This is a genomic window from Ruegeria sp. YTSA144 (assembly GCF_059610125.1).
The window spans coordinates 1-20,376 of the sequence record NZ_JBXWNA010000017.1 but is presented as its reverse complement, the minus strand read 5'-3'; the positions used below and the strand labels follow the sequence as shown (position 1 = coordinate 20,376).

General features: G+C 58.9%; 19 protein-coding genes and 1 riboswitch. Of the genes, 10 read left to right on the top strand and 9 right to left on the bottom strand.

Going from position 1 to position 20,376, the window contains the following annotated elements:
• Positions 1 to 45: 45 nt before the first annotated feature.
• The 4 genes from AC2FF8_RS20040 to AC2FF8_RS20025 all read right to left on the bottom strand — a co-directional run bounded on the left by AC2FF8_RS20040 (position 46) and on the right by AC2FF8_RS20025 (position 3,658).
• Positions 46 to 684 (bottom strand): nucleoside/nucleotide kinase family protein, encoded by a 639-nt coding sequence (locus AC2FF8_RS20040; RefSeq protein WP_496880575.1) that lies wholly within the window; start codon positions 682 to 684, stop codon positions 46 to 48.
• Entirely contained in the window at positions 681 to 1,457 is a 777-nt protein-coding gene (locus tag AC2FF8_RS20035; RefSeq protein WP_170347457.1) for an ATP-binding cassette domain-containing protein, read from the bottom strand. Before AC2FF8_RS20035 ends, AC2FF8_RS20040 begins: the two co-directional genes overlap by 4 nt.
• Complete coding sequence (locus tag AC2FF8_RS20030) at positions 1,457 to 2,530, bottom strand: ABC transporter permease (protein ID WP_425080291.1); 1,074 nt, start codon at positions 2,528 to 2,530, stop codon at positions 1,457 to 1,459. The genes AC2FF8_RS20035 and AC2FF8_RS20030 overlap by 1 nt, the downstream gene beginning before the upstream one ends.
• Before the next feature lie 108 nt (positions 2,531 to 2,638).
• Positions 2,639 to 3,658, bottom strand: a complete 1,020-nt coding sequence (locus tag AC2FF8_RS20025) for a sugar ABC transporter substrate-binding protein (protein ID WP_496880574.1) — start codon at positions 3,656 to 3,658, stop codon at positions 2,639 to 2,641.
• Positions 3,659 to 3,910: 252 nt separating this feature from the next.
• Between AC2FF8_RS20025 and AC2FF8_RS20020 the strand changes: the two genes are divergently transcribed.
• The 6 genes from AC2FF8_RS20020 to AC2FF8_RS19995 all read left to right on the top strand — a co-directional run bounded on the left by AC2FF8_RS20020 (position 3,911) and on the right by AC2FF8_RS19995 (position 8,892).
• Positions 3,911 to 5,035: an ROK family transcriptional regulator gene (locus tag AC2FF8_RS20020; RefSeq protein WP_496880584.1), complete on the top strand. Its 1,125-nt coding sequence runs from the start codon at positions 3,911 to 3,913 to the stop codon at positions 5,033 to 5,035.
• Positions 5,036 to 5,160: 125 nt separating this feature from the next.
• A riboswitch (cobalamin riboswitch) is annotated at positions 5,161 to 5,359 on the top strand.
• 131 nt (positions 5,360 to 5,490) lie between these two features.
• Entirely contained in the window at positions 5,491 to 6,276 is a 786-nt protein-coding gene (locus AC2FF8_RS20015; protein WP_496758880.1) for a DUF4198 domain-containing protein, read from the top strand.
• Between the two features lie 6 nt (positions 6,277 to 6,282).
• On the top strand, positions 6,283 to 6,894 hold the full coding sequence (gene cbiM / locus AC2FF8_RS20010) for a cobalt transporter CbiM (RefSeq protein ID WP_496880573.1): 612 nt from the start codon (positions 6,283 to 6,285) through the stop codon (positions 6,892 to 6,894).
• Positions 6,891 to 7,466 (top strand): NikL family nickel/cobalt ECF transporter subunit, encoded by a 576-nt coding sequence (locus AC2FF8_RS20005; RefSeq protein ID WP_257601326.1) that lies wholly within the window; start codon positions 6,891 to 6,893, stop codon positions 7,464 to 7,466. Before cbiM ends, AC2FF8_RS20005 begins: the two co-directional genes overlap by 4 nt.
• A complete protein-coding gene (cbiQ, locus tag AC2FF8_RS20000) occupies positions 7,466 to 8,245 on the top strand; it encodes a cobalt ECF transporter T component CbiQ (RefSeq protein WP_257601327.1) in 780 nt (259 codons plus the stop codon). Before AC2FF8_RS20005 ends, cbiQ begins: the two co-directional genes overlap by 1 nt.
• Complete coding sequence (locus AC2FF8_RS19995; protein ID WP_480686128.1) at positions 8,242 to 8,892, top strand: energy-coupling factor ABC transporter ATP-binding protein; 651 nt, start codon at positions 8,242 to 8,244, stop codon at positions 8,890 to 8,892. The genes cbiQ and AC2FF8_RS19995 overlap by 4 nt, the downstream gene beginning before the upstream one ends.
• Before the next feature lie 104 nt (positions 8,893 to 8,996).
• Here the strand turns inward: AC2FF8_RS19995 and AC2FF8_RS19990 are convergent, their stop codons facing one another.
• The 5 genes from AC2FF8_RS19990 to AC2FF8_RS19970 all read right to left on the bottom strand — a co-directional run bounded on the left by AC2FF8_RS19990 (position 8,997) and on the right by AC2FF8_RS19970 (position 15,666).
• Positions 8,997 to 9,209, bottom strand: a complete 213-nt coding sequence (locus AC2FF8_RS19990; RefSeq protein WP_425080296.1) for a hypothetical protein — start codon at positions 9,207 to 9,209, stop codon at positions 8,997 to 8,999.
• A 76-nt stretch (positions 9,210 to 9,285) separates the two neighbouring features.
• The gene (locus AC2FF8_RS19985; protein ID WP_170347448.1) at positions 9,286 to 10,284 is read right to left on the bottom strand and encodes a hypothetical protein; all 999 of its coding nucleotides are present in this window, start codon (positions 10,282 to 10,284) and stop codon (positions 9,286 to 9,288) included.
• Positions 10,277 to 13,990 (bottom strand): hypothetical protein, encoded by a 3,714-nt coding sequence (locus tag AC2FF8_RS19980; RefSeq protein WP_496880572.1) that lies wholly within the window; start codon positions 13,988 to 13,990, stop codon positions 10,277 to 10,279. The genes AC2FF8_RS19985 and AC2FF8_RS19980 overlap by 8 nt, the downstream gene beginning before the upstream one ends.
• Before the next feature lie 178 nt (positions 13,991 to 14,168).
• The gene (locus tag AC2FF8_RS19975; protein ID WP_496880571.1) at positions 14,169 to 15,014 is read right to left on the bottom strand and encodes a Rossmann-like and DUF2520 domain-containing protein; all 846 of its coding nucleotides are present in this window, start codon (positions 15,012 to 15,014) and stop codon (positions 14,169 to 14,171) included.
• Positions 15,015 to 15,036: 22 nt separating this feature from the next.
• The gene (locus tag AC2FF8_RS19970; protein WP_496880570.1) at positions 15,037 to 15,666 is read right to left on the bottom strand and encodes a response regulator transcription factor; all 630 of its coding nucleotides are present in this window, start codon (positions 15,664 to 15,666) and stop codon (positions 15,037 to 15,039) included.
• A 220-nt stretch (positions 15,667 to 15,886) separates the two neighbouring features.
• Between AC2FF8_RS19970 and AC2FF8_RS19965 the strand changes: the two genes are divergently transcribed.
• Genes AC2FF8_RS19965 through AC2FF8_RS19950 form a run of 4 tightly spaced genes read left to right on the top strand, consistent with a single transcriptional unit; the run spans position 15,887 to position 20,198 of the window.
• A complete protein-coding gene (locus AC2FF8_RS19965) occupies positions 15,887 to 17,128 on the top strand; it encodes an aminotransferase class V-fold PLP-dependent enzyme (RefSeq protein ID WP_496880569.1) in 1,242 nt (413 codons plus the stop codon).
• 15 nt (positions 17,129 to 17,143) lie between these two features.
• Positions 17,144 to 18,340, top strand: a complete 1,197-nt coding sequence (locus AC2FF8_RS19960; protein ID WP_170347444.1) for a malate--CoA ligase subunit beta — start codon at positions 17,144 to 17,146, stop codon at positions 18,338 to 18,340.
• Entirely contained in the window at positions 18,340 to 19,227 is an 888-nt protein-coding gene (gene sucD / locus AC2FF8_RS19955; protein ID WP_257601332.1) for a succinate--CoA ligase subunit alpha, read from the top strand. The genes AC2FF8_RS19960 and sucD overlap by 1 nt, the downstream gene beginning before the upstream one ends.
• Positions 19,227 to 20,198, top strand: coding sequence for a 2-hydroxyacid dehydrogenase (locus AC2FF8_RS19950; RefSeq protein WP_257601333.1), 972 nt, complete (start codon positions 19,227 to 19,229; stop codon positions 20,196 to 20,198). Before sucD ends, AC2FF8_RS19950 begins: the two co-directional genes overlap by 1 nt.
• Positions 20,199 to 20,376: the final 178 nt, after the last annotated feature.

Genomic DNA, 20,376 nt, shown 5'->3' with positions numbered 1-20,376 from the left:
CTCTGGCCTTTCATCAAGACGGATTGTGTTGGCCGAAGGCAAAACTCAAGCCAGTGTCAGATCACCGGGTATCGAATTTCGGATCACGCGCTCTGCATTCGGCAGATCGTTCGACTGCGCACGGTCCTTGGCGGCATTGGCGTCCAGACCGTGGCCGATCCATCTGTTGGTCAGGCGGGTTTCGAGTGTTTTCAGACCGGTGTCCAAAAATACCTTGAATGTCCACAGTTGGTGAAGGTCCGACCAACCCGGTTCATTCAAGAGAAGGTAATTGCCCTCAACCAGAACAACGCGCTGATCCGCTGTGATCATGGACCGCGCGGCAATGGCCAGATCGAGATTTCGGTCAAACTCGGGTATTGCGACTTCTTCTTCCGCACGCAATCGACCAAGCAGCGCATGAAAGCCGGCACGGTCAAAGGTTTCGGGGGATCCTTTGCGGTTCAGCAGGCCACGATCCTTCAAGATCACGTTGTCATAATGGAAGCCGTCCATGAAGACCAGTCCGGTTGCGACGCCGCGTAGATTCAGCTCTTTGGTCGCAAGGCTGGCCGCAGTCGTTTTCCCCGATCCCGGTGGCCCGGCAATTGCGACAAGATGACGGTCTTGCAGCGGAGGCAAAGCCTGAACGGCATCCGCGATCCTGGTTGCAAGCGCTTCGGGGGTGGCACGTGTATTCGTCACGCGGCCTGATCCTCGGCGGGCGGTTCCTTGGCACCGGTCATGAACGCCACTGCGTCGGACATCGTGTAATCCTTGGGATCAACGACGCAGAGGCGTTTGCCAAGCCGGTGCACGTGAATTCGATCGGCGACCTCAAAAACATGTGGCATATTGTGGCTGATCAGGATGATCGGAATGCCCCGCGATTTCACGTCGAGGATCAGTTCAAGAACGCGACGGCTTTCCTTCACACCCAGTGCGGCCGTTGGCTCGTCCAGGATGATGACTTTTGATCCGAACGCTGCGGCCCGCGCCACGGCAACACCCTGACGCTGACCCCCGGACAGAGTTTCAACGGCTTGATTGATGTTCTGGATCGTCATCAGGCCCAGTTCGCTCAGCTTGTCGCGGGCGAATTTCTCCATCGCCGGACGGTCGAGCATTCGGAGCCATGATCCCAACGGCCCTTTGCGCCGGATTTCGCGCCCCATGAAGATGTTGTCCGCAATCGACAGGGCGGGGGACATCGCAAGCGTCTGGTAGACCGTTTCGATACCGGCTTCGCGCGCGTCAATCGGCGAGTGGAAATTCACTTTCCGGCCTTCCAGCCAAACATCACCTTCATCCGGCACCACCGCGCCCGATATCGCCTTGATCAGTGTTGACTTGCCTGCGCCGTTGTCGCCGATCACGGCCAGAATCTCGCCCGGCATCAGATCGAAATCGCACTGATCCAGCGCCGTTACCTTGCCGTAGCGCTTCACAAGGTTCCGTCCTTTGAGAATAGGTTCCATCAGGCTGCCACCTTTCTGATCCACTGGTCGACCGCGACCGCCGCGATGATAAGGATGCCGATCAACAGGAACGTCCATTGCGCATCAGCGCCCAGCAATCGAAGCCCAAGCGTGAAGACCCCGACGATCAACGCTCCGAACAATGATCCGAGAATGGACCCGCGGCCACCGAACAGGGATATGCCCCCGATCACGACCGCCGTTATGCTTTCAATATTGGCCAACTGGCCAGAGGTCGGAGACACGGACCCGATCCGACCAATCAGAGCCCAACCCGCGAAGGCGCAGATCAGCCCGGACAGCATGTAAACCGACATCAGCGTGCGATGCACATTGACACCGGACAGCTCGGCAGCTTCCGGATCATCACCGACCGCATAGACATGCCTTCCCCAGGCGGTATGACGAAGCGCATAGGAAAGAACGAGGATAAGCACCAGCATGAAGATCACGCCGACGGTGAATACTGCCCCGCCGACGTTGAACTTGGCACCGAACAGTTGCAGGATGCTGGCATGTTCCTCGATCTCCTGTGACCGGATCGTTTCGTTCTGAGAATAAAGGAAATTTGCCGCGAGAACGATTTGCCACATGCCAAGCGTCACGATGAACGGTGGCAGTTTGATGCGGCTGACAAGATAACCGTTCACCGCGCCGATTGCTGTGCCAACGAAAAGGCCGCAAATGATCGCGACCGATGGCGGCAGCCCATATCGGAAGGTGAACTGTCCCATGACAACCGACGACATCACCATGATTGCCCCGACGCTGAGGTCGATACCGGCGGTCAAGATGACGAGGCTTTGCGCCGCCGCCACGATCCCGACGATCTGGACCTGCTGCAAAATCAGGGTCAGCGCAAATGGCGAGAAAAACTTGGAGCCCAACAAGACACCGAAAATGACGATGGCAGCGACAAGAACGATCAGCGGCACCAGAGAGGGGTTCACATGCAGAAAATGCTGAACCGTTCCGACAAACCCGCGGTGGTGATCGTCAAATTCGGCAACCTGTTCCGGGCTGCCTTTCGCAGCGGCTTCGAAGTCGTCTGATCGTCGTGAAGTATCGGACATGAATGTTCCCCCAAAGCGTCAGGTCACTGACGACTTTAGCAAGTTTTCGGGCGAATGGGTGGTTTGAAAAGCGGAAGGCCGCCCTCTGCGGCCCTCCGGGTGGTCAGGTCATCCCCAGCAGAGGTCCATGCCTTCTTTGACCGAGATCGACTCGACGCCTTCGGCAGGCTTGTCCGTTACAAGCGCCACGCCGGTGTCAAAGAAATCCTTGCCGGGTGTGTTTTCTGGTTTCACGCCTTCGTCCGCCCATTTCTTGACGGCCTCAACCCCCAGCGATGCCATCAACAGCGGGTATTGCTGTGACGTCGCGCCGATTACACCGTCGGCAACGTTTTGGACGCCCGGGCAGCCTCCGTCCACGGAAACGATGAGCACGTCATTTTCGCGCCCGATGGCTTTCAGCGCCTCGTAGGCGCCTGCTGCCGCAGGTTCGTTGATGGTGTGAACAACGTTGATCGTCGGATCCTTGGCCAGAAGGTTTTCCATCGCGCGGCGACCACCTTCTTCGTTGCCGGCGGTGACATCACTTCCGACCAGACGGGGGTCATCTTCATCGCCGATCACGTTCGGGTCCGCCAGATCGATACCGAAGCCTTGCAGGAAACCCTGATTGCGCAGCACATCCACTGTCGGCTGGCTGACGGCAAGATCCAGTGTCGCGATTTTGGCGTCGTTGGCCGCGTCGCCCAGCGTGGCTTTTGCCCATTGTCCAATCAGCAGCCCGGCCAGGAAATTGTCCGTGGCAAACGTCGCGTCGGCCGAGTCAATGGGTTCCAGCGGCGTATCCAGAGCAATAACCAGAACCCCTGCATCCCGCGCCTGCTTCACGGCCGGAACGATGGATGAAGTGTCCGAAGCCGTCAGCAGAATGCCCTTGGCGCCGTCCAGAATGCAGGTCTCAATGGCTTGCACCTGCGTTTCATGGTCGCCGTCAACTTTGCCTGCAAAGGCTTTGAGCGTCATTCCCAGCTCTTCCGCCTTCGCTGTCGCGCCTTCCTTCATTTTGACAAAGAACGGGTTGGTGTCTGTCTTGGTGATCAGGCAAACGGTTTCACCGTCCGCCATTGCACTGCCAGCCATGGCAGTAACCCCGAGCGCAGCTGCACCCGCAAGTTTTGCAAGTTTCATCGATTATCCTCCCAGTTTTTCCTATGCCGAGTAGGGCACGAGGGCGATCAGGCAAAAATCCTGATCCCATAAGAAACAATCACAAGAATCGAAATTTGAGTCAATAAATAAATCACTCTTAATTATTATTGACAGGGCGGGCGGGCTTTCCCATTCTTCAGCAGGAAAGGGGTGGTCGTGCCGGAAAAATCATCACGGAAAAATTCGATTGGTTCACAGGGGTCAGTGGTGCGCGGAACCAATCAAAGCGGCATGCGGGCCCGCAACGAACGGCTGGTGTTGTCGCTTGTCCGACGTCATCAGGCCCTTGCGAAGTCCGAACTCGCGCGCATGACCGGACTGTCGGCACAAACGGTTTCCGTCATCATGCGTCAATTGGAAAAAGATGGGTTGCTTTTGCGCGGTGAACCGGTCCGTGGGAAAGTCGGGCAACCTTCCGTTCCCATGCGTCTCAACCCGGATGGTGCGTTTTTCTTTGGGCTCAAGGTCGGGCGCCGCAGTACCGAGCTGGTTTTGACTGACTTTGTGGGAAACGTGCGGCAACGCAAGCGGCGAACCTATGACTATCCAACGCCGAAAGCCACTTTGGAGTTTTCCACGCAGAGTCTGGGCAAAATGATGTCATCCATGTCGCCCGAGGCCAAAGGCAGGATTGCGGGTCTTGGAATTGCCATGCCGTTCTACCTGTGGGACTGGGCCCAGGCCCTTCAGGTTCCTCAGGAAGAAATGGACCCGTGGCGCGTATCAGACCTGAAGGCTGACCTGGCTGGTCGCCTCGATATGCCGGTTTTTCTGCAAAATGACGCAACGGCGGCTTGTGGTGCGGAACTGGTATTCGGTCCGGCCGATGGACCAAGGGATTTTCTGTACTTCTATATCGGGTTTTTCATTGGCGGCGGTGTGGTTCTCAATGGCGCGATCTTTTCGGGGCGTGGAAACTCGGGGGCGATCGGCCCCCTGCCTGTGCCGGATGGTACGGGCGGTGTCAGGCCGCTTATCGACGTGGCCAGCCTTTATGTGCTCGAGCGTGCGATCACGACAGCAGGGGCGACCTCGCTGTCTTTATGGGAAACGACCGAACGTTGGGATGTGCCAAATGTTCAACTGGAAAACTGGTTGAAACAGACGGCGAGCGGGATTGCCCATGCGATTGTCTCATCCTGTAGCCTGATAGATTTCGAATGCGTGAAGATTGACGGCTGGATGCCGCAGGAAATCAAGGCGCGTTTGGTTGAAATGGTCGAAGACAAACTGTCCAAGCTGAACCTGACCGGTCTTGAGCGCCCCGTGGTGCTGGAAGGGACCGTGGGCCCGGAAGCACGCTCACTGGGCGCGGCAAGCCTGCCATTGTCGGAAAGGTATCTTTCAGAAGCTTAGGCATGAAATCATCCTGCTGCCTTGGATTTTTCACGAAGTCGATTTACCCGCCCAAAATTGCCGAATTCAGCATTTTTTCGACGGCCACGGCACATTTTCGTTGACCGAGGGCTGAGTTGTCTGGCAAGCCGCTCGGCATGTCCGGTTCCGGGGCTTGCTCTGGAATCAATAGGGAATGCGGTGCGGGCTCAGGCCCAATTCCGCAACTGCACCCGCAACTGTAAGCGGCGAGCAGGGCTGAAACGCCACTGGGGTTTGCCCGGGAAGGCCAGTCCAACGCTTTGACCCGCAAGTCAGGATACCTGCCGGACATGTGCCCTCTAACGGGCACTCCTAATCGGCGACGGGATGTGCGTCGGACCAGGATGCCTGAAAGGGTAATTTGGCGTCGAATGTCCTGTGGTCAAAACGAATTTCGCGCCGGGATTGGCGCGACGGGACAAGGACGACTGTTCATGAAAACGCTGCTCAGTGCAGCCGCTGCCGTGATGGCACTTCCTGCCATGGCAAATGCGCATTTCCTTTTGGAATACACCACCGACACCATGATCGAGAAACCGGGTGATGTGCCGGTCAAGCTGATTTTCTGGCATCCGTTCGAAAACGGCCATGTCATGGATCTGGAAAAGCCGCAGGAATTCTATGTGATCCACAACGGTGAAAAGACCGATTTGCTGGATACGCTGGAACCTATCCGGTTCACCGGCGGGCAAAACGAGGGCGCGGCGTTCAAAGGCAGTGTCCCGGTCAAACGGTCGGGTGACTATGTGCTGGTGACGGTTCCTCAGCCTTACTATGAGGAATCCGAAGACATCTATATCCAACAGCTCACCAAAGCCTTCCTGAACCGCAACGAATTACCGACCGACTGGATGAATCCCGTGGGTCTGCCGACCGAGATTGTCCCGCTGAACAAGCCGACCAACATCATCGCGGGTTCAACCTTCACGGGCCGTGTGCTGGCTGATGGTCAGCCGGTTGCGGGGGCCGAGATCGAGATCGAATACATGGCCGCCGAACCCGACATGGACAGCGCGGCCGCTTCTGCACCGAAAGTGTCCCCTATGCCGGGTGGTGCGGTGGTCGCCATATCTGACGACAACGGGTATTTTTCGTTCGGCGTTCCAAAAGCCGGCTACTGGGGTTTCGCAGCACTTGGATCCGGTCCGGCAACCGAACATGAGGGCAAAGAACTCAGCCAGGATGCGGTGATCTGGATTCGCGCCTGGGATCTGGAGTAACCCCGAATGCACATCGTCGACGGAGCCCTTTCCAACCCGGTTGTTGTTGGCGGCGCCATAGCGGCCGCGGGTGGGATCGCCATGGGTCTCAGGTCTCTGGATCTTGATCGCATCCCCACTGCCGGTGTGCTGTCAGCCAGTTTCTTCGTAGCATCGTTGATCCACGTACCCATTGGTCCGTCGTCGGTCCATTTGATCCTCAACGGTATGGCCGGGCTGCTGCTTGGTTGGGCCGCATTCCCGGCTTTGTTCGTCGGGCTTTTGCTACAGGCGGTCTTCTTCGGCTTTGGCGGGTTGACGGTGCTGGGGATCAACACCGTCAATATCGCCCTGCCCGCGGTGGTGGCCGGAATGCTGTTCGGTCGTCTGATCGCGCGCGGGACACCTTTGCATGGTGCGATTTGGGGCGGTGTCGGCGGCGCATTTGCAATTGCGGCGACAACCGGCATGGTCGCGATTTCCCTGGCGCTGTCGGGGGATGAGTTCCTGCCCGCTGCCAAGCTTGTTTTCTTCGCCCATATTCCAGTCATGGCCATCGAGGCGATTATGACCGGGTTCGCCGTCTTGTTGGCGCGCAAGGTCAAGCCCGAACTGTTTTTCAGAGGAGCAACCACATGAAGCATCTGGTTGTCATACTGGCTGTGTGCTGTGCGCCCGTGCCTGCCCTGGCGCACAAGGTCATAGCCGGCGTTTTCGAGTCGGGAGACGTGATCGAGGGCGAGATCGGCTTTTCCAACGGTGATATGGCAAGCGGGACCGAGGTCATTGTCACCGGCCCGGACGGGGCCGAGCTGGGTCGATCGGTCACGGATGCGGACGGTTTCTTTGTCTACACGCCGACCTCGGCCGTGGCGCACACCTTCTTTGCTGACCTTGGCGCCGGGCATGTGGCCGAAGTCACGATGTCTGCCGAAGATGTCGCGCGGGTTCTGGGTGTTGCCGTGGCAGAAACCGGAGACTCGTCTTCGGCTGCTTTGACACCGGCCAGCGGTTCGGCGGCTTCTCTCAGCGTCGAAGAACAGCAGGTTATCGCCAAAGCCGTGCGTGATGAATTGCGCCCGCTCAGGCGCGAGATTGCGGCCTATCGCGAACAGAATGACCTGCAAACCATCCTTGGCGGGATCGGGTACATCGTTGGTCTGTTCGGTCTGGGCTTTTACATGGCGGCCCGCCGCAAGCTGGCGTCCTGATGGCACACGTTCTGGGGCACCAAGAAAAAACACTGGCCGAAGCCGGTGACGGGCCGGACGGTCTGATCAGCCAGCTGGATCCCCGGATGCGTATCGTCATGGCGGTTGCTTTTGCTGTCGTGACCGTGGCGCTGTCATCCCTCGGCGCGCTTTGCGTGGCGCTGACAGTGTCGCTTTCGCTTCTGATAGTTTCCCGTCTGCCGTGGCGAAAGACGTTGAAGCGAATGGCCATGATGGATGGGTTCATCCTGTTCATGCTGGTCCTGCTGCCCTTTTCGATGCCCGGAGCCCCGATGTTCACGCTTTGGGGATTCCCCGCAAGCTGGCAGGGTTTCTGGAAAGCGGTCGAGATTGCTTTGACCGCCAATGCCGTGATCCTGTCCCTGATGGTTTTGGTCGGCACGATGGAGCCAGTCACTCTGGGTCACGCCTTGCATCGTCTGCGGTGCCCGGAAAAGCTGGTTTACCTGCTGATGTTCACGATCCGGTATATCGAGGTGTTGCGGGAAGAGTATCTGCGCTTGCGCGCCGCCATGAAGGTGCGCGGTTTTCGGCCAGCAACAAACTGGCACACATATCGCAGCTTTGGCTACCTTGTGGGCATGATGCTTGTGCGCGCGATCGAAAGATCGGAACGCATCCTGGCCGCGATGAAGTGCCGGGGGTTTTCCGGGCGTATGCCGTTGCTTCAGGAATTTGCCCTGACCCGCGCGGACATTGTGTTTGCGGCTGGTTTCAGCGGTCTCTGCCTGGGTCTGATCATTCTGGAATTCGCATGACACTGATCGCGCTAGAAGACATCTGTTTTTCCTACCCCGGCCAGCCACCCGTTCTGGACGGGGCCAGCCTGAGCCTGAATGCCGGGCAGCGCCTGTCTCTGACTGGTCCGAACGGTGCGGGAAAATCGACGCTCCTGCGCATCACGCTTGGGTTGCAGCGCCCGAGTTCTGGCACCGTCACCGTTTTTGGTCAGAAACGCGTGGAAGAGGCCGATTTCCACGAAGTGCGCCGCCGGGTGGGGCTTGTATTTCAGGATGCGGACGATCAGCTGTTCTGCCCGACCGTCGCCGAAGACATCGCCTTTGGGCCGCTCAATCTGGGCAAGACCCGTGACGAAGCGCTTGCCATTGTCGACAAAGTTCTGGGCGATCTGGACCTGATACACCTGAAGAACCGCATCACACACAAGTTGTCAGGCGGTGAAAAACGGCTGGTGACACTGGCGACGGTTCTGGCGATGGATCCCGAAGTGCTGTTGCTGGACGAACCGACGAATGCGCTGGATACGAAAAACGAAGCGCGCCTGCTGGAAATCCTGCGCGCGTTGCCACAGGCGATTCTGCTTGTCAGTCATTCGCCGGCGTTCCGCTTGGAACTGGCACCCGATGAACTGGATCTTCGCGACGGGAAGCTGGTGCCGGTCTGAACTGTTCCCGCGATAACCGGACATGGTGGTTTCAGAAATGCAATCACACCGCCTGAGCCTGGCCATGAATCCGACAGCAAGCCCAGTGCGTCGTCAGGCCTTGGCTATGTGCGCTTACGGCTCATCAGTCCATATCTGACCGCCCATGCCCGAAAAGACCCGCGTCTGCGCCTGTCCTGTTTCACAGGTTGCCTGGATTGCGCACCGCCTTTGCGGTTGAATTCGAACACGTCGATTATCCGCTCGGCACAGCCACAGGCTTCGCCCATGCCGACTTTGGCGAAATAGAATTTCTCGAAACGTTCCGGGTTTTGCATGGCTGACCTCCTGAATGCATTGAACCTCATGAAGGGTGCTCTGCCAAATCACTTTCCCGCATTTCAGGCAGCTGCGCTATGGCGCGGCGAACTCGTTTCCTGTCCAGACATTGTCCAGTTGATTGAAGACCGGTGAGGTGATGAGCATTTCAGCGGAATAAAGCAGTTGCAGCTCATCCGCAAACCGCGTGACGCCCGGCACAAGCCCGGTGATATTGCGCCATTCAGCCCAGGTTCCGGGATTTGACAGGCTGGTCGGATTGCCGGGATCAGCGGGCTGGTGCCACCCGGCGGCGTTCAGCAGCGGCGTGAGCGCAAAGCGCGCATCATTGCTGTCGACCTCGGTACAGGCAGCGGCATCGCATTCCCAACTGGTCCAGTCCGCCGCCGCGATGGTTCCGGCGATCGGAGCGGCGGCGTCGATGACCCGAACTAATACCTCGAAACCGCCACCAGCAGTCGGGCGGCTGAGCGACAGGGGATCGGTTGCCACGGCGTGCAAAGCCGCAGTTGGCGCCAGGCTGAGTGTTCGGCCGATCAGAGCCAGCTGCGCAGAGCCGTCTGTTGCGGGAGCAGACCCCGCAGCAGGCAGGGTTCTGACAGGTGTCAAAATCGGAACCGCGCCACCACGGATCGTGATTTCCTGCACCGCATTGTCAAAGGCCGGAACAAAGTCGCTGCGGATCGTATAGGTCAACGGGAAGCTGGGTTGTTGCGGCCCCGCAGGTCGGGCGCCATCACGGGTGACAAAGGACAGCGGTGGAACGGCACCGGGCTGTGGCAGCGAAATCTGCGGCCCCGCTATGCCCAGAGCGGCTGCGATCATGCGCGCGCGCTGTTCGGCCTCTCCATACTCGCTCAGCAGATTTATGTAGCCGCCGATCTCGGTGATATTGCGCGGCGCAGGGATGCGGGATGGGGCAATGTCGCCTGCGATGGCAAGCCTGTGGGCAATCACCTCTCGGGCGCGCTGTATCGCCGGAGAATTGGTGGTTTCGAGAATATTGATGATGGCCTCGGCAAGGCTTTCATCGATACCGGGTTCGGCGGTTGCATTCGTGCTGGTGTCACTCATCGTCGTCCTCCGCAGGGGCGCTCAGGCCATTGAGGAAATCCAGAACGGATTGGCTGCCGTCTTTGGTTGCGCTGCCGTCATCCGCATCCGTATTGGCTTTGGTAAAGGCCCCGAAAAGCTTGGCCAGAAGCAACGTGTTGGAGGGATTGGCCAGAGCGGCAGCACCGCCGGGAAAATCCTTGAACAGGTTTTGCGTGAAGGCCGCCCGGTTGCCATCCGGTTGCCCGCCGATCAGCGCAGAAACTCCCGAGGCGTTCTTGGCGATATCCTCAAACCCCTTGATCTTTGCGGCATTGTCGGCAGCTGACTTTTTCTTTTCGGCAGCTTGCTTTTTGGCTTCTTCCTCTTTGCGGGCCGCGGCGATCTCTTGCCCTTTGCCCGCCAGTTCAGTGGCCTTGCCGACAAGCTCTTTGGTCAGATCCGTCGCCGTGTCTATGGCCTTGTCCCGACCGGCGGCGACCGATTGCGTTTCAAGGGCCAGTTGCGCCTGCAACTCTTTCAGTCCCGTCAGATCGGTTCCCGCCCGTGCAAGATCAGGCGCGGCCTTGAGGATCTCGGCCAGTTGCGAAGTGGGCACGGCCTGGCCCGTGCCGATGTCGCCCCCTGCGATGGTAAGCGTGTTCGAAGGTTGATTGGTCGGCAGGTCCGATGGCGCACGGGTGCCAAAGATTGCATCACTGTCCGCGGGCAGGACCGGCGTGTCACCAACCGGGGGTGGCGTCGGGCTGTCCTGCCAGTTCCAGAAGCGGCGATGGTCGATCATCTCGCAGGAATTGCAGCGGCCCAGAACGGCCTCGCCCAACAGCCCCCGGGTCGGCAGCGAGATCGTGCGGCGCGGTGGCCGGAAGTCTTCCCGATGGAAGGCCAGCAGACTGTCCTGAATGTCGCCGGTTCGCATCTCCATTCTGTCGGCCAGATCGGGCGGGATTGAGAAGGGCATGATCATCGCGTTGCCATAGAACCCCAGCACCTTGTTCTGGACCGTGCTGAGCAGCGATATTTCGCTTGAGGCGTCATCCAACCCGCCATCCGGCACGCCAATCGTGAAACGTTCCAGCAGGATGGCCCGTTCTTCATCCGTCATACTGGCCCAGATCACGCGAGAATAGCGAACGGTGTCGGCCACGATATGCTGATACATTTCTTCGATCCGCCGCAGATCACGACGCGACAGCACGTCCGGCACTTCCTGTACGGAATAGGGCAGGGTTGCAGGCAATGCCTGGAATGTGTTGTCGTCAACGATGGTCTGTGCGTCTTCGTTCATGCGCGCTTCGAACTCGCTGATCATCGGCGCGCCGACCAGATCGTCGAAATCCGAGCCTGAAATCGTCGTGTGAAGGCTCCGGTTGATGTTGCGCGTGGCGCGATCCAGATCATCGGCATCTTCCAGGTTCGAGATATGTTCCCAAATGTTGAAGATGTTGATCGGGTCGGGGCCGGTATAGAATGAATAGGCAAAAGAGCCCGTCCGCCTGCGCAACTCGACGCGGGCGATGTCCGAACGTTCGACCGAGCGGGGCAAAGCCACGGATCCGGTATAAGTCCGCCGTTTCGTTGGATCACGGCGCGCGTCAGCCAGCCGAACCAGAAGGTTTTCACGTGTCTCGGCAGGCAAGTCATGCAGGTTGTCGATATCGATCGGCGATCCGGTCAGGGGCACTGGCCCAACGCGGTCGCCATCCTGCGTGAAGATCACCGCGGATATATCATCATTGGGCATGAAAGTGCCCTGAGCCTCGAAGCTGACGATGTCCTGAGCGACACCCGGAGCATTTTGCGGTGTCGCGTCCTTGTCCGCATAAAACTCTTCCAGCAGTTTGAGCGCGGTGCGGAACCTGCGACGGTTTCGGAACACCCGGCGGAAAACGTCTGCGTGGCGCAGGATCACTTTGTATCGATGCAGCAATCCTGACCGGTTGACATTGCCCGGCAGTTGATCGCCTTGCCCCAGGCGGCGAAAGCGGATGAGCTGCATGGGAACGAAGACCACCAATTGCACCCCTTCGATCCGCGTTTCCAGGGAAAAGTCGCGCAGAACTTCGAACCATTGCATCGTCATTGCATGACAGTGGTTGCGGTTGGCCACGAATTTTGTTGTCGCCGTCCGCCGATCACTTGCCGTGGCTGTGCGAACGCTGGTTCGGGCCGAACTTCGCTTGACCGAAGCGGCCCGTTCCAGCGCGGCCGAGAATGTCTCGTGCGTGTCGGACAGAAAATCGCGTGACGTGTTCTGCGTGTTGGACGAACTGCCTGACGAGTTGGAACTGGAACGCGCGCCGCTGAAACCGACCCCGCCCACTATGGCGCCGATGCCGCCGAACAGACCGCCACCAATGCCACCAGCCCCCCCGAAGCTTTTTGTGAACGCCTTGGTCGAGAAGGAGGACGTACCGCGGATCACTTCATCGAGTGCGGTTTCAAACGTACTGTTGAAGGAAGTGTCGCGTGCTTCTTCGAATTCCTGTTGTTCCTCGAAGGTCAGGCTTTCGCGCTCGCGCACGGTCAGGGTTTCGCGCTGTTCCGAAACGACGATTCGCTGTTCCTCGCCCGGGGCAAGTGGCAGGGAATAGACCAGACGCCCCAATGACATACCGGCGTGAACGGCGGTCGAGCGCATCTTGGCGATATAGCCGAGCGCAAGGCTGGAGGCCTTAGGCACATCTTGCGGGCGCTGCTCAAGATCTTCGAAGAAATCTTCTACATCAATGGGCTCGTCGATTGGAATCCGGTCGCGAAAATCCCAGTCTCCGCCGTCATTGTTGAAAGCGTTCAAAAGTGTTTCGGCAGAAAGATTGGCCTGCGCAAATGTGCTGCCCGGGATTGTCGTGACAAAGCGATTGCCGCCAACGGGGCGGGTACGAACGATGTTTTTCGGCCCGACAAGCGGGTCGATCAGCCGATAGAGAACCGAATAACGCCGCCGGGAAACCGTGCCTCCTTCGGTTCGGTATTCCGAAGCGCAGTCACCTTCGCCCAGTACGATAGGGGCCTGCGTGCCGGTGAAGTCGGATATGTTTTCTTCCGCATCCTCGGGGTCCACCGGCAGAATATCGGCAAGCTCACCCAGGATCGAGCGCTGCAAAGGGAGGACAGTGCGATCCAGCACCACGAGGCCCAATTCGCCATCCAATGCATCAATGCGCGGCACTGCTTCGGTCAGAGTGGTGTTCTGCCCGCGGATCCGCAATCTCAGGCCGTTTTGCGGCAGCCGCAGATTGGGCAGATCAAGGGAAAACAGGCCCCGCGCATCCGTAACCGCGGCTTTTACAGCCCATGAAAAATCCGCGTTGTCGATACCTTCATTGGCGGTAAAGGTGGGGCGCAGCGCTTCGACGATTACCCGCTCGGCGGGGGTGCCGTCGGGATTGATCAGTTCTCCGCGCAGTTTCGGGGCAAGGGTTGGGACGACAGCGCCCAGAAACCCGTCGGCCAGATCCTTGCGAATGGTTTCAAGCTGTCGAAAGACTGCACCAGTGGCCTGCACGCGCTGATCGACCAGATCGTTGATCACCTCGGCGGACAGGTCGATACCGACACCACGGCGCAACGCCTTGAGCTTCTCGGCTTCGACGCGCCTGAGATCGTCAATGCTGTCAGCAGTAAAACCGGCCGATCCTGAGAGTTCCGCCGAGATCGTGGGATTTGGTCGGGAGGACGGAAGGGACAGCGTAATGCGCGGGGGCTCACTGCTGGAGTCGGACATGAAGTCACCTCGTTGGAAAGCGCTGCAAGAAACTGGGTGCCAGGAAAAAAACAAATCTTGAAAGTTGACCCAACGTAACATGTTTCAGGGATTCGCAAAAGAAACGCGCAGGCCCGCCTTTTCCGCGACGCGTTTCGAGCGCAGGTTCCAAAGTGCTTTCCAGCAATGGACCTGGCGATTACTTCGTGAAGCCTGTTGCCTTCAGCTTCTGCGCCAGCAGGCTCATTTGCCTGTAGATTTCACCTGCGTCGCGGTGCCACGCCGCTACATCCGCGCCCTGCTGGGCAACGACTTTTTCGTCCCCTCTTGCCGCTGGACCGGTCAGGGCAGCTTGCGGGCCAAGAACGTTGACGTTTTCGACTGTGCTGCTCAACAAACCAGCGTTGAGCTTGCGGGCAGTTTCGTCCGGCACGCCCGCCTTGGCCCACGCCTCGCGGGCGATGGCCTGCAAGACAACGGCGAAGTTGTTCGAAATCACCGCGGCCGCATGATACAGGCTTTTGCTTTCAGACCGGATGGGAAAACAGGTGGCTCCCAATCCTTCCAGAAGCGGCTGAATGAACGCTGTGGAGTCTTCGTCGCCTTCCAACCCGCACAACGCCTGTTTGAATTGCGCGGCAGCGGCCTGTGGATCGGCGAAGGACAGGACGGGGTGAACGCTGGCCAGAGACCACGAGAGGCCGCGCAACGGCGCCAGTTGATCGGCAGGAAAATAGCCGCTGCAATGGAACGCCACTGAACGCATCCCGGTTGTTTCCTGGTTCTCGAAGGCCTCTTTCAATTCGTGGGCCACCGCAGAGATTTGCGTGTCGGGCACTGATATGATCCACAGGTCAGCGGGTCGCAAATCGGCATAGCTTGCTGCAACGCGCCCGGTTCTGGACAATCGGGCGGCTTCATTTGCCGACTGAAAGGATGTGCTCAGAACATCCTGGATACGGCAGCCATCAGTGCCATCCAGAAGGCGGATCAGCGTTTTGCCGACCCGCCCGGCACCGACAACGTTTATTTTGATTTCAGTCATCCGGGCTCTCTGTTCTTTTCGTCTAGTCCGCGCCACGATGGGACGAATAGAAAAACGCAATGGCTTGTGTTCTGTTTTTGACGTTCAGCTTCTCATAGATATTTGACAGGTGAAACTTGACCGTGTTGGTGGATATCTGAAGTTCCCTGGACAGTTCCCGGTTCGACATCCCCTGCGCCAAGGCCTCCAGAATGGCGCGTTCCTTGCGCGACAGGCTTTGAATCGGATCCTGTTTCATTTTCCGGACGTCGATGAACGGAAACACCATCTTACCTGCTGCCACTTCGGCACAGGTCTCAAGAAGCACGTCAACCTCGCCCGAGCGGGCAGCAAATCCAGCGGCACCCGCCTGCATGGCCAATCGCGGAACATCTCCGGAGGCATCGCCATAGATGACAAAGCGCGGTGCATCGGCCTGATCGCGCAACACCTCGATCAATTTGGCGGCGCCCAGGGCCGGAAGCGTCCAGTCCACGACGCCGACCTGAACAGGTATCCGCATCACCGTTCCCAGAAATCCTTCTGCCGTCGCCGACGTGGCAACCAGAGAGAATCGCGGATCACGTTCGAATATCTCCGACATGGCAGACAGAACCAGCGGATTGCTGTCAGCAAGCATGACGTCGATGGGTTTGCCCGATGTTTCAACCATATGATTTTGCCCTGACTTTCTAAAAAACCACCCAAAAGGATGGGATTAATTTCGGTATACCTTGGTATTTTTACCAATACGGGTGGGTAAAACCCCATACTTTTAGACATCCAAAAGCAGTAGTAAGTTACGTTGCGCCGTTGGGCAAGCTCGCGTTTTCTGGTCGACATCTTAACACATCAGGCCGCAATGCCCGGCCAACAGCCGAGGATGTCAGACCATGACCTTTCAGATTTTCCCTCCGCTCGAAATTCCTGAGACCCTTGCCGCAGGGCCGGGGCCGGGCAACACGGATGTGCGTGTCCTGAAAGCCTTCGCCGGCGCAGGTGTCGCCGATCACATGCAGGGCGATGTCCTCAGGGGCATGATCGAATGCAAGCGCATGCTGCGGAAAATCTGGGGCACTGGAAACGCTTATACGTTCGCTGTCGCGGGTACCGGCTGGAGCGCTCTGGACACCATGTTTTCGGCCGTCATGCCGGGCGACAAGGTTGTGGCCTTCACCAACGGCACATTTTCGGGGATCGACGCGCTGACGCTGCGGATCAAGGCGGCGACGCCCGCCGAGCACGCGGCCAGCCCGCTTGACCCACAGGCGGCCAGCGTCACGGTCGTTGAGGTTCCACATGGCCAGCCGGTGACGGCTGAACTGGTTGAAGCCACTCTGGCCGAACACAAGCCGAAATGGGCCTTCATGGCGCATTGGGAAACCGGATCGGGCAGGGTGAACGATGTGCGCGGTTTCTCGGACGCGTGTGAACGTCATGGGGCGATGGGGCTGGTCGATGCGGTCTCGTCACTGGGTGTCGAAGACTTTTCGATCGATGACTATCCGGGTGTGGCAGGTTGGGCATCCTGTCCGCAGAAAGGCCTGTGCTGCCTGCCGCTGACCTATGCCCCTGTCAGCTTTACCAATGCCTATATCGAGGCGCTGAAATCCACAGGTGCCTATACCTATGTGCACAATCCGATCTTCGAGGCCCGTCACTGGGGCATCGTCGATGGGCAGGACGTGGAAAAGGGCACCTACCACCGGACCCATTCCGGATATGCGGTGGCGGCGTTCCACGAGTCATTGCGCCTGACCTTGCAGGAAGGCCTGGCCAAGCGGTCGATGTCTTACCGGACGCATGAAAAGGTTCTTCGGGACGCGGTGACCGAGATGGGGTGCGAGGTCACCTCGGACATGCCCAGCCTGATCGTGCTCAACCTGCCTTCCGAGCTTTCTGGCCGCGAGATGGAACTGGTGCAGAACTGCCGCGCCCGCGGGTTTGGCATCTGGCCCACTTTGAGCGAACCGGTGCAGGTGCGCATCGGCATCCTCAATCAATTGAATCGCGAGGCCGTCAGCCAGATCGTACGCCTGTTCGCCGAAGCCATTCGTGAGCTGGGCGGAGAGGTCGATCAGGACGCGATCGAAGCTCTGCTGGAAAGCCGGTACGGCACTTCGATAGCTGCGTAAACAGGAGCACATCAGATGGATATCCACGAATACCAGGCGAAAGAAGTTCTTTCGAAATTCGGCGTCGACGTGCCCGCGGGCGCGCTTGCCTACAGTCCCGAACAGGCGGCCTATCGGGCGCGCGAACTGGGGGGCGACAAATGGATTGTCAAGGCGCAGGTCCATGCGGGCGGGCGCGGCAAGGCCGGAGGGGTCAAGCTCTGCAACAGCGAAAATGAAATCTACAAGGCTTGCGATGATCTGTTCGGTCGCAAGCTGGTCACGCATCAGACAGGTCCTGAAGGCAAAGGCATCTATCGTGTCTATGTCGAAGCCGCCGTGCCGATTGATCGCGAAATCTACCTTGGCTTTGTTCTGGACCGCTCCAGCCAGCGGGTGATGATCGTCGCCTCGTCCGAAGGCGGAATGGAGATCGAGGATATCTCGGCCGACCGCCCCGACAGCATTGTCAGGTCCATCGTGGAACCGGCCGTCGGGCTTCAGGAGTTTCAAGCCCGTGAAATCGCCTTCAATCTTGGGGTTGAAGCCAAACTGATCCAGCAAATGGTGCGGACGTTGCAGGGCTGTTATGCCGCCTTCAGCAATCTCGACGCCACGATGGTTGAAATCAACCCGCTGGTCATCACCGGTGATGATCGGGTGCTGGCGCTGGATGCCAAGATGAGCTTTGACGACAACGCTCTGTTCCGCCACCCCCAGATCGCCGAACTGCGCGACAAGAGCCAGGAAGACCCGCGCGAAAGCCGCGCTGCGGATCGCGGGCTGTCTTATGTCGGGCTCGACGGCAATATCGGCTGCATCGTCAATGGCGCCGGTCTGGCGATGGCCACCATGGACACGATCAAGCTGGCAGGCGGCGAGCCTGCAAATTTCCTCGACATCGGGGGGGGCGCGTCGCCTGAACGGGTGGCCAAGGCGTTCCGGCTGGTTCTGTCGGATGGCAATGTTCAGGCCATTCTGGTCAACATCTTCGCCGGTATCAACCGCTGCGACTGGGTGGCTGAAGGTGTCGTGCAGGCGTTGAAGGAACTTGACCTCGATATTCCGGTCGTCGTGCGGCTGGCCGGTACGAATGTCGAAGAAGGCCAGAAGATCCTTGCCAAATCCGGATTGCCGATCATTCGCGCCACGACGCTGATGGAGGCGGCAGAACGCGCTGTGGGCGCGTGGAAAAACGACCTTACCCAAGGCACCAAAATGAGGGTTGTGTAATGAGCATTCTTCTCGATCGTGACACGCGTGTCATCGTGCAGGGCATCACCGGGCGCATGGCGCGGTTCCACACCAAGGACATGTTGAACTATGGCACAAACGTGGTGGGTGGCGTCGTGCCCGGAAAGGGTGGGGAAACCGTCGAAGGCGTTCCGGTTTTTGACACCGTAAAACAGGCCGTCGAAGCCACCGGCGCAGATGCCAGCCTGGTCTTCGTTCCGCCACCGTTCGCCGCGGATTCGATCATGGAGGCCGCGGATGCCGGCATCCGCTATTGCGTCTGCATCACCGACGGCATTCCGGCACAGGATATGATCCGGGTGAAGCGGTACATGTATCGCTATCCGAAAGAAAAGCGCATGGTTCTGACCGGTCCGAACTGCGCCGGCACCATCTCGCCCGGAAAGGCGTTGTTGGGCATCATGCCGGGGCATATCTATCTTCCCGGACATGTAGGGATCATCGGCCGCTCGGGGACATTGGGCTATGAGGCGGCAGCGCAGTTGAAAGAGCGCGGTCTCGGCGTTTCGACCAGTGTCGGAATCGGGGGTGACCCGATCAACGGCTCTTCCTTCAAGGACATCCTTCAGCGGTTTGAAGACGACGAAGACACGCATGTCATCGCCATGATCGGTGAAATCGGAGGCCCGCAGGAGGCGGAAGCCGCCGAATATATCCGCGACCACATCTCCAAGCCCGTGATCGCCTATGTCGCTGGCCTGACCGCTCCGAAAGGCCGTACCATGGGGCACGCGGGGGCGATCATCTCGGCCTTCGGCGAAAGCGCCAGCGAAAAGGTCGAGATCCTGTCCGCCGCAGGTGTCACCGTGGCCGAAAACCCTGCCGTGATCGGTGAGACGATCGCCCGTGTGATGGAGGCTGCGTGATGGTCAAACCTTCGGTTCTGGTAACCCGTCGCTGGCCCGCTGCCGTCGAGGCGCAGCTGGCCGAGAACTACAACACCGTTTTGAACACCGGCGACAAACCCATGTCCCCGGCTGAAATCCGGCAAGCGTTGAAATCCTATGACGCCGTGCTGCCCACCGTAACGGACACGCTGAGCGCCGAGGCACTGGATGTGCCGGGTGTGCAGACCAAAATCCTTGCCAACTACGGTGTCGGCTACAGCCATATCTGCGAGCCGTCGGCGCGCGAGTTGGGTATGACCGTGACCAACACGCCCGATGTTCTGTCCGAGTGCACCGCCGATATCGCCATGACGCTGCTTTTGATGGTTGCGCGACGGGCAGGTGAGGGCGAACGCGAGCTGCGTTCAGGTCAGTGGACAGGATGGCGGCCCACGCATCTGGTCGGAACCAAGGTCAGCGGCAAGACACTGGGCATCATCGGATATGGCCGCATCGGACAGGAGATGGCCCGCCGTGCGCATCACGGGTTCGGCATGGACGTGCTGGTTTGCAACCGAAGTGCCGTATCGCCCGATGTTCTCGCCGAATGCAATGCGAGGCAGGTGGACACCATAGACGACCTGCTGCCGCAATGTGACTTCGTTTCACTGCACTGTCCGGGCGGCGCAGCCAACCGCCATCTGATCAATTCGCGCAGACTTGACCTGATGAAGCCTGACGCATTTCTGATCAACACCGCACGGGGCGAAGTGATCGACGAATGGGCGCTGATCCAGGCGTTGATGTTCGACATGATCGGCGGCGCTGCATTGGATGTATTCGATGGTGAACCGCGTGTCAGCCCGGACCTGTTGCAATGCGACAACCTCGTCATGCTGCCGCATCTGGGCAGCGCGACCCGCGAAGCGCGCGAGGCGATGGGGTTTCGGGTTCTCGACAACCTGAGCGATTTCTTCGAAGGCCGCGAACCTCGGGACCGCGTGATCTGAGGCCACCTTCAAACATCACAAAATGACGTCCAACGCAGCCGTGGCTGCGTTGCGTTCCTCTATAAGGAGATATGACCAGTGAATGCACCGCACCGTTCAGACGGATTTTTCACCCAGTCCCTTGCTGATCGTGATCCCGAGCTTTTTGGCTCGATCACGTCGGAACTGGGTCGTCAGC

Coding starts and splice junctions, on each gene's coding strand:
- AC2FF8_RS20035 (WP_170347457.1), bottom strand. CDS start 1,457: ATGGAACCTATTCTCAAAGGACGGAACCTTGTGAAGCGCTACGGCAAG.
- AC2FF8_RS20030 (WP_425080291.1), bottom strand. CDS start 2,530: ATGTCCGATACTTCACGACGATCAGACGACTTCGAAGCCGCTGCGAAA.
- AC2FF8_RS20025 (WP_496880574.1), bottom strand. CDS start 3,658: ATGAAACTTGCAAAACTTGCGGGTGCAGCTGCGCTCGGGGTTACTGCC.
- AC2FF8_RS20020 (WP_496880584.1), top strand. CDS start 3,911: ATGCGGGCCCGCAACGAACGGCTGGTGTTGTCGCTTGTCCGACGTCAT.
- AC2FF8_RS20015 (WP_496758880.1), top strand. CDS start 5,491: ATGAAAACGCTGCTCAGTGCAGCCGCTGCCGTGATGGCACTTCCTGCC.
- cbiM (WP_496880573.1), top strand. CDS start 6,283: ATGCACATCGTCGACGGAGCCCTTTCCAACCCGGTTGTTGTTGGCGGC.
- AC2FF8_RS20005 (WP_257601326.1), top strand. CDS start 6,891: ATGAAGCATCTGGTTGTCATACTGGCTGTGTGCTGTGCGCCCGTGCCT.
- cbiQ (WP_257601327.1), top strand. CDS start 7,466: ATGGCACACGTTCTGGGGCACCAAGAAAAAACACTGGCCGAAGCCGGT.
- AC2FF8_RS19995 (WP_480686128.1), top strand. CDS start 8,242: ATGACACTGATCGCGCTAGAAGACATCTGTTTTTCCTACCCCGGCCAG.
- AC2FF8_RS19990 (WP_425080296.1), bottom strand. CDS start 9,209: ATGCAAAACCCGGAACGTTTCGAGAAATTCTATTTCGCCAAAGTCGGC.
- AC2FF8_RS19985 (WP_170347448.1), bottom strand. CDS start 10,284: ATGAGTGACACCAGCACGAATGCAACCGCCGAACCCGGTATCGATGAA.
- AC2FF8_RS19980 (WP_496880572.1), bottom strand. CDS start 13,990: ATGTCCGACTCCAGCAGTGAGCCCCCGCGCATTACGCTGTCCCTTCCG.
- AC2FF8_RS19975 (WP_496880571.1), bottom strand. CDS start 15,014: ATGACTGAAATCAAAATAAACGTTGTCGGTGCCGGGCGGGTCGGCAAA.
- AC2FF8_RS19970 (WP_496880570.1), bottom strand. CDS start 15,666: ATGGTTGAAACATCGGGCAAACCCATCGACGTCATGCTTGCTGACAGC.
- AC2FF8_RS19965 (WP_496880569.1), top strand. CDS start 15,887: ATGACCTTTCAGATTTTCCCTCCGCTCGAAATTCCTGAGACCCTTGCC.
- AC2FF8_RS19960 (WP_170347444.1), top strand. CDS start 17,144: ATGGATATCCACGAATACCAGGCGAAAGAAGTTCTTTCGAAATTCGGC.
- sucD (WP_257601332.1), top strand. CDS start 18,340: ATGAGCATTCTTCTCGATCGTGACACGCGTGTCATCGTGCAGGGCATC.
- AC2FF8_RS19950 (WP_257601333.1), top strand. CDS start 19,227: ATGGTCAAACCTTCGGTTCTGGTAACCCGTCGCTGGCCCGCTGCCGTC.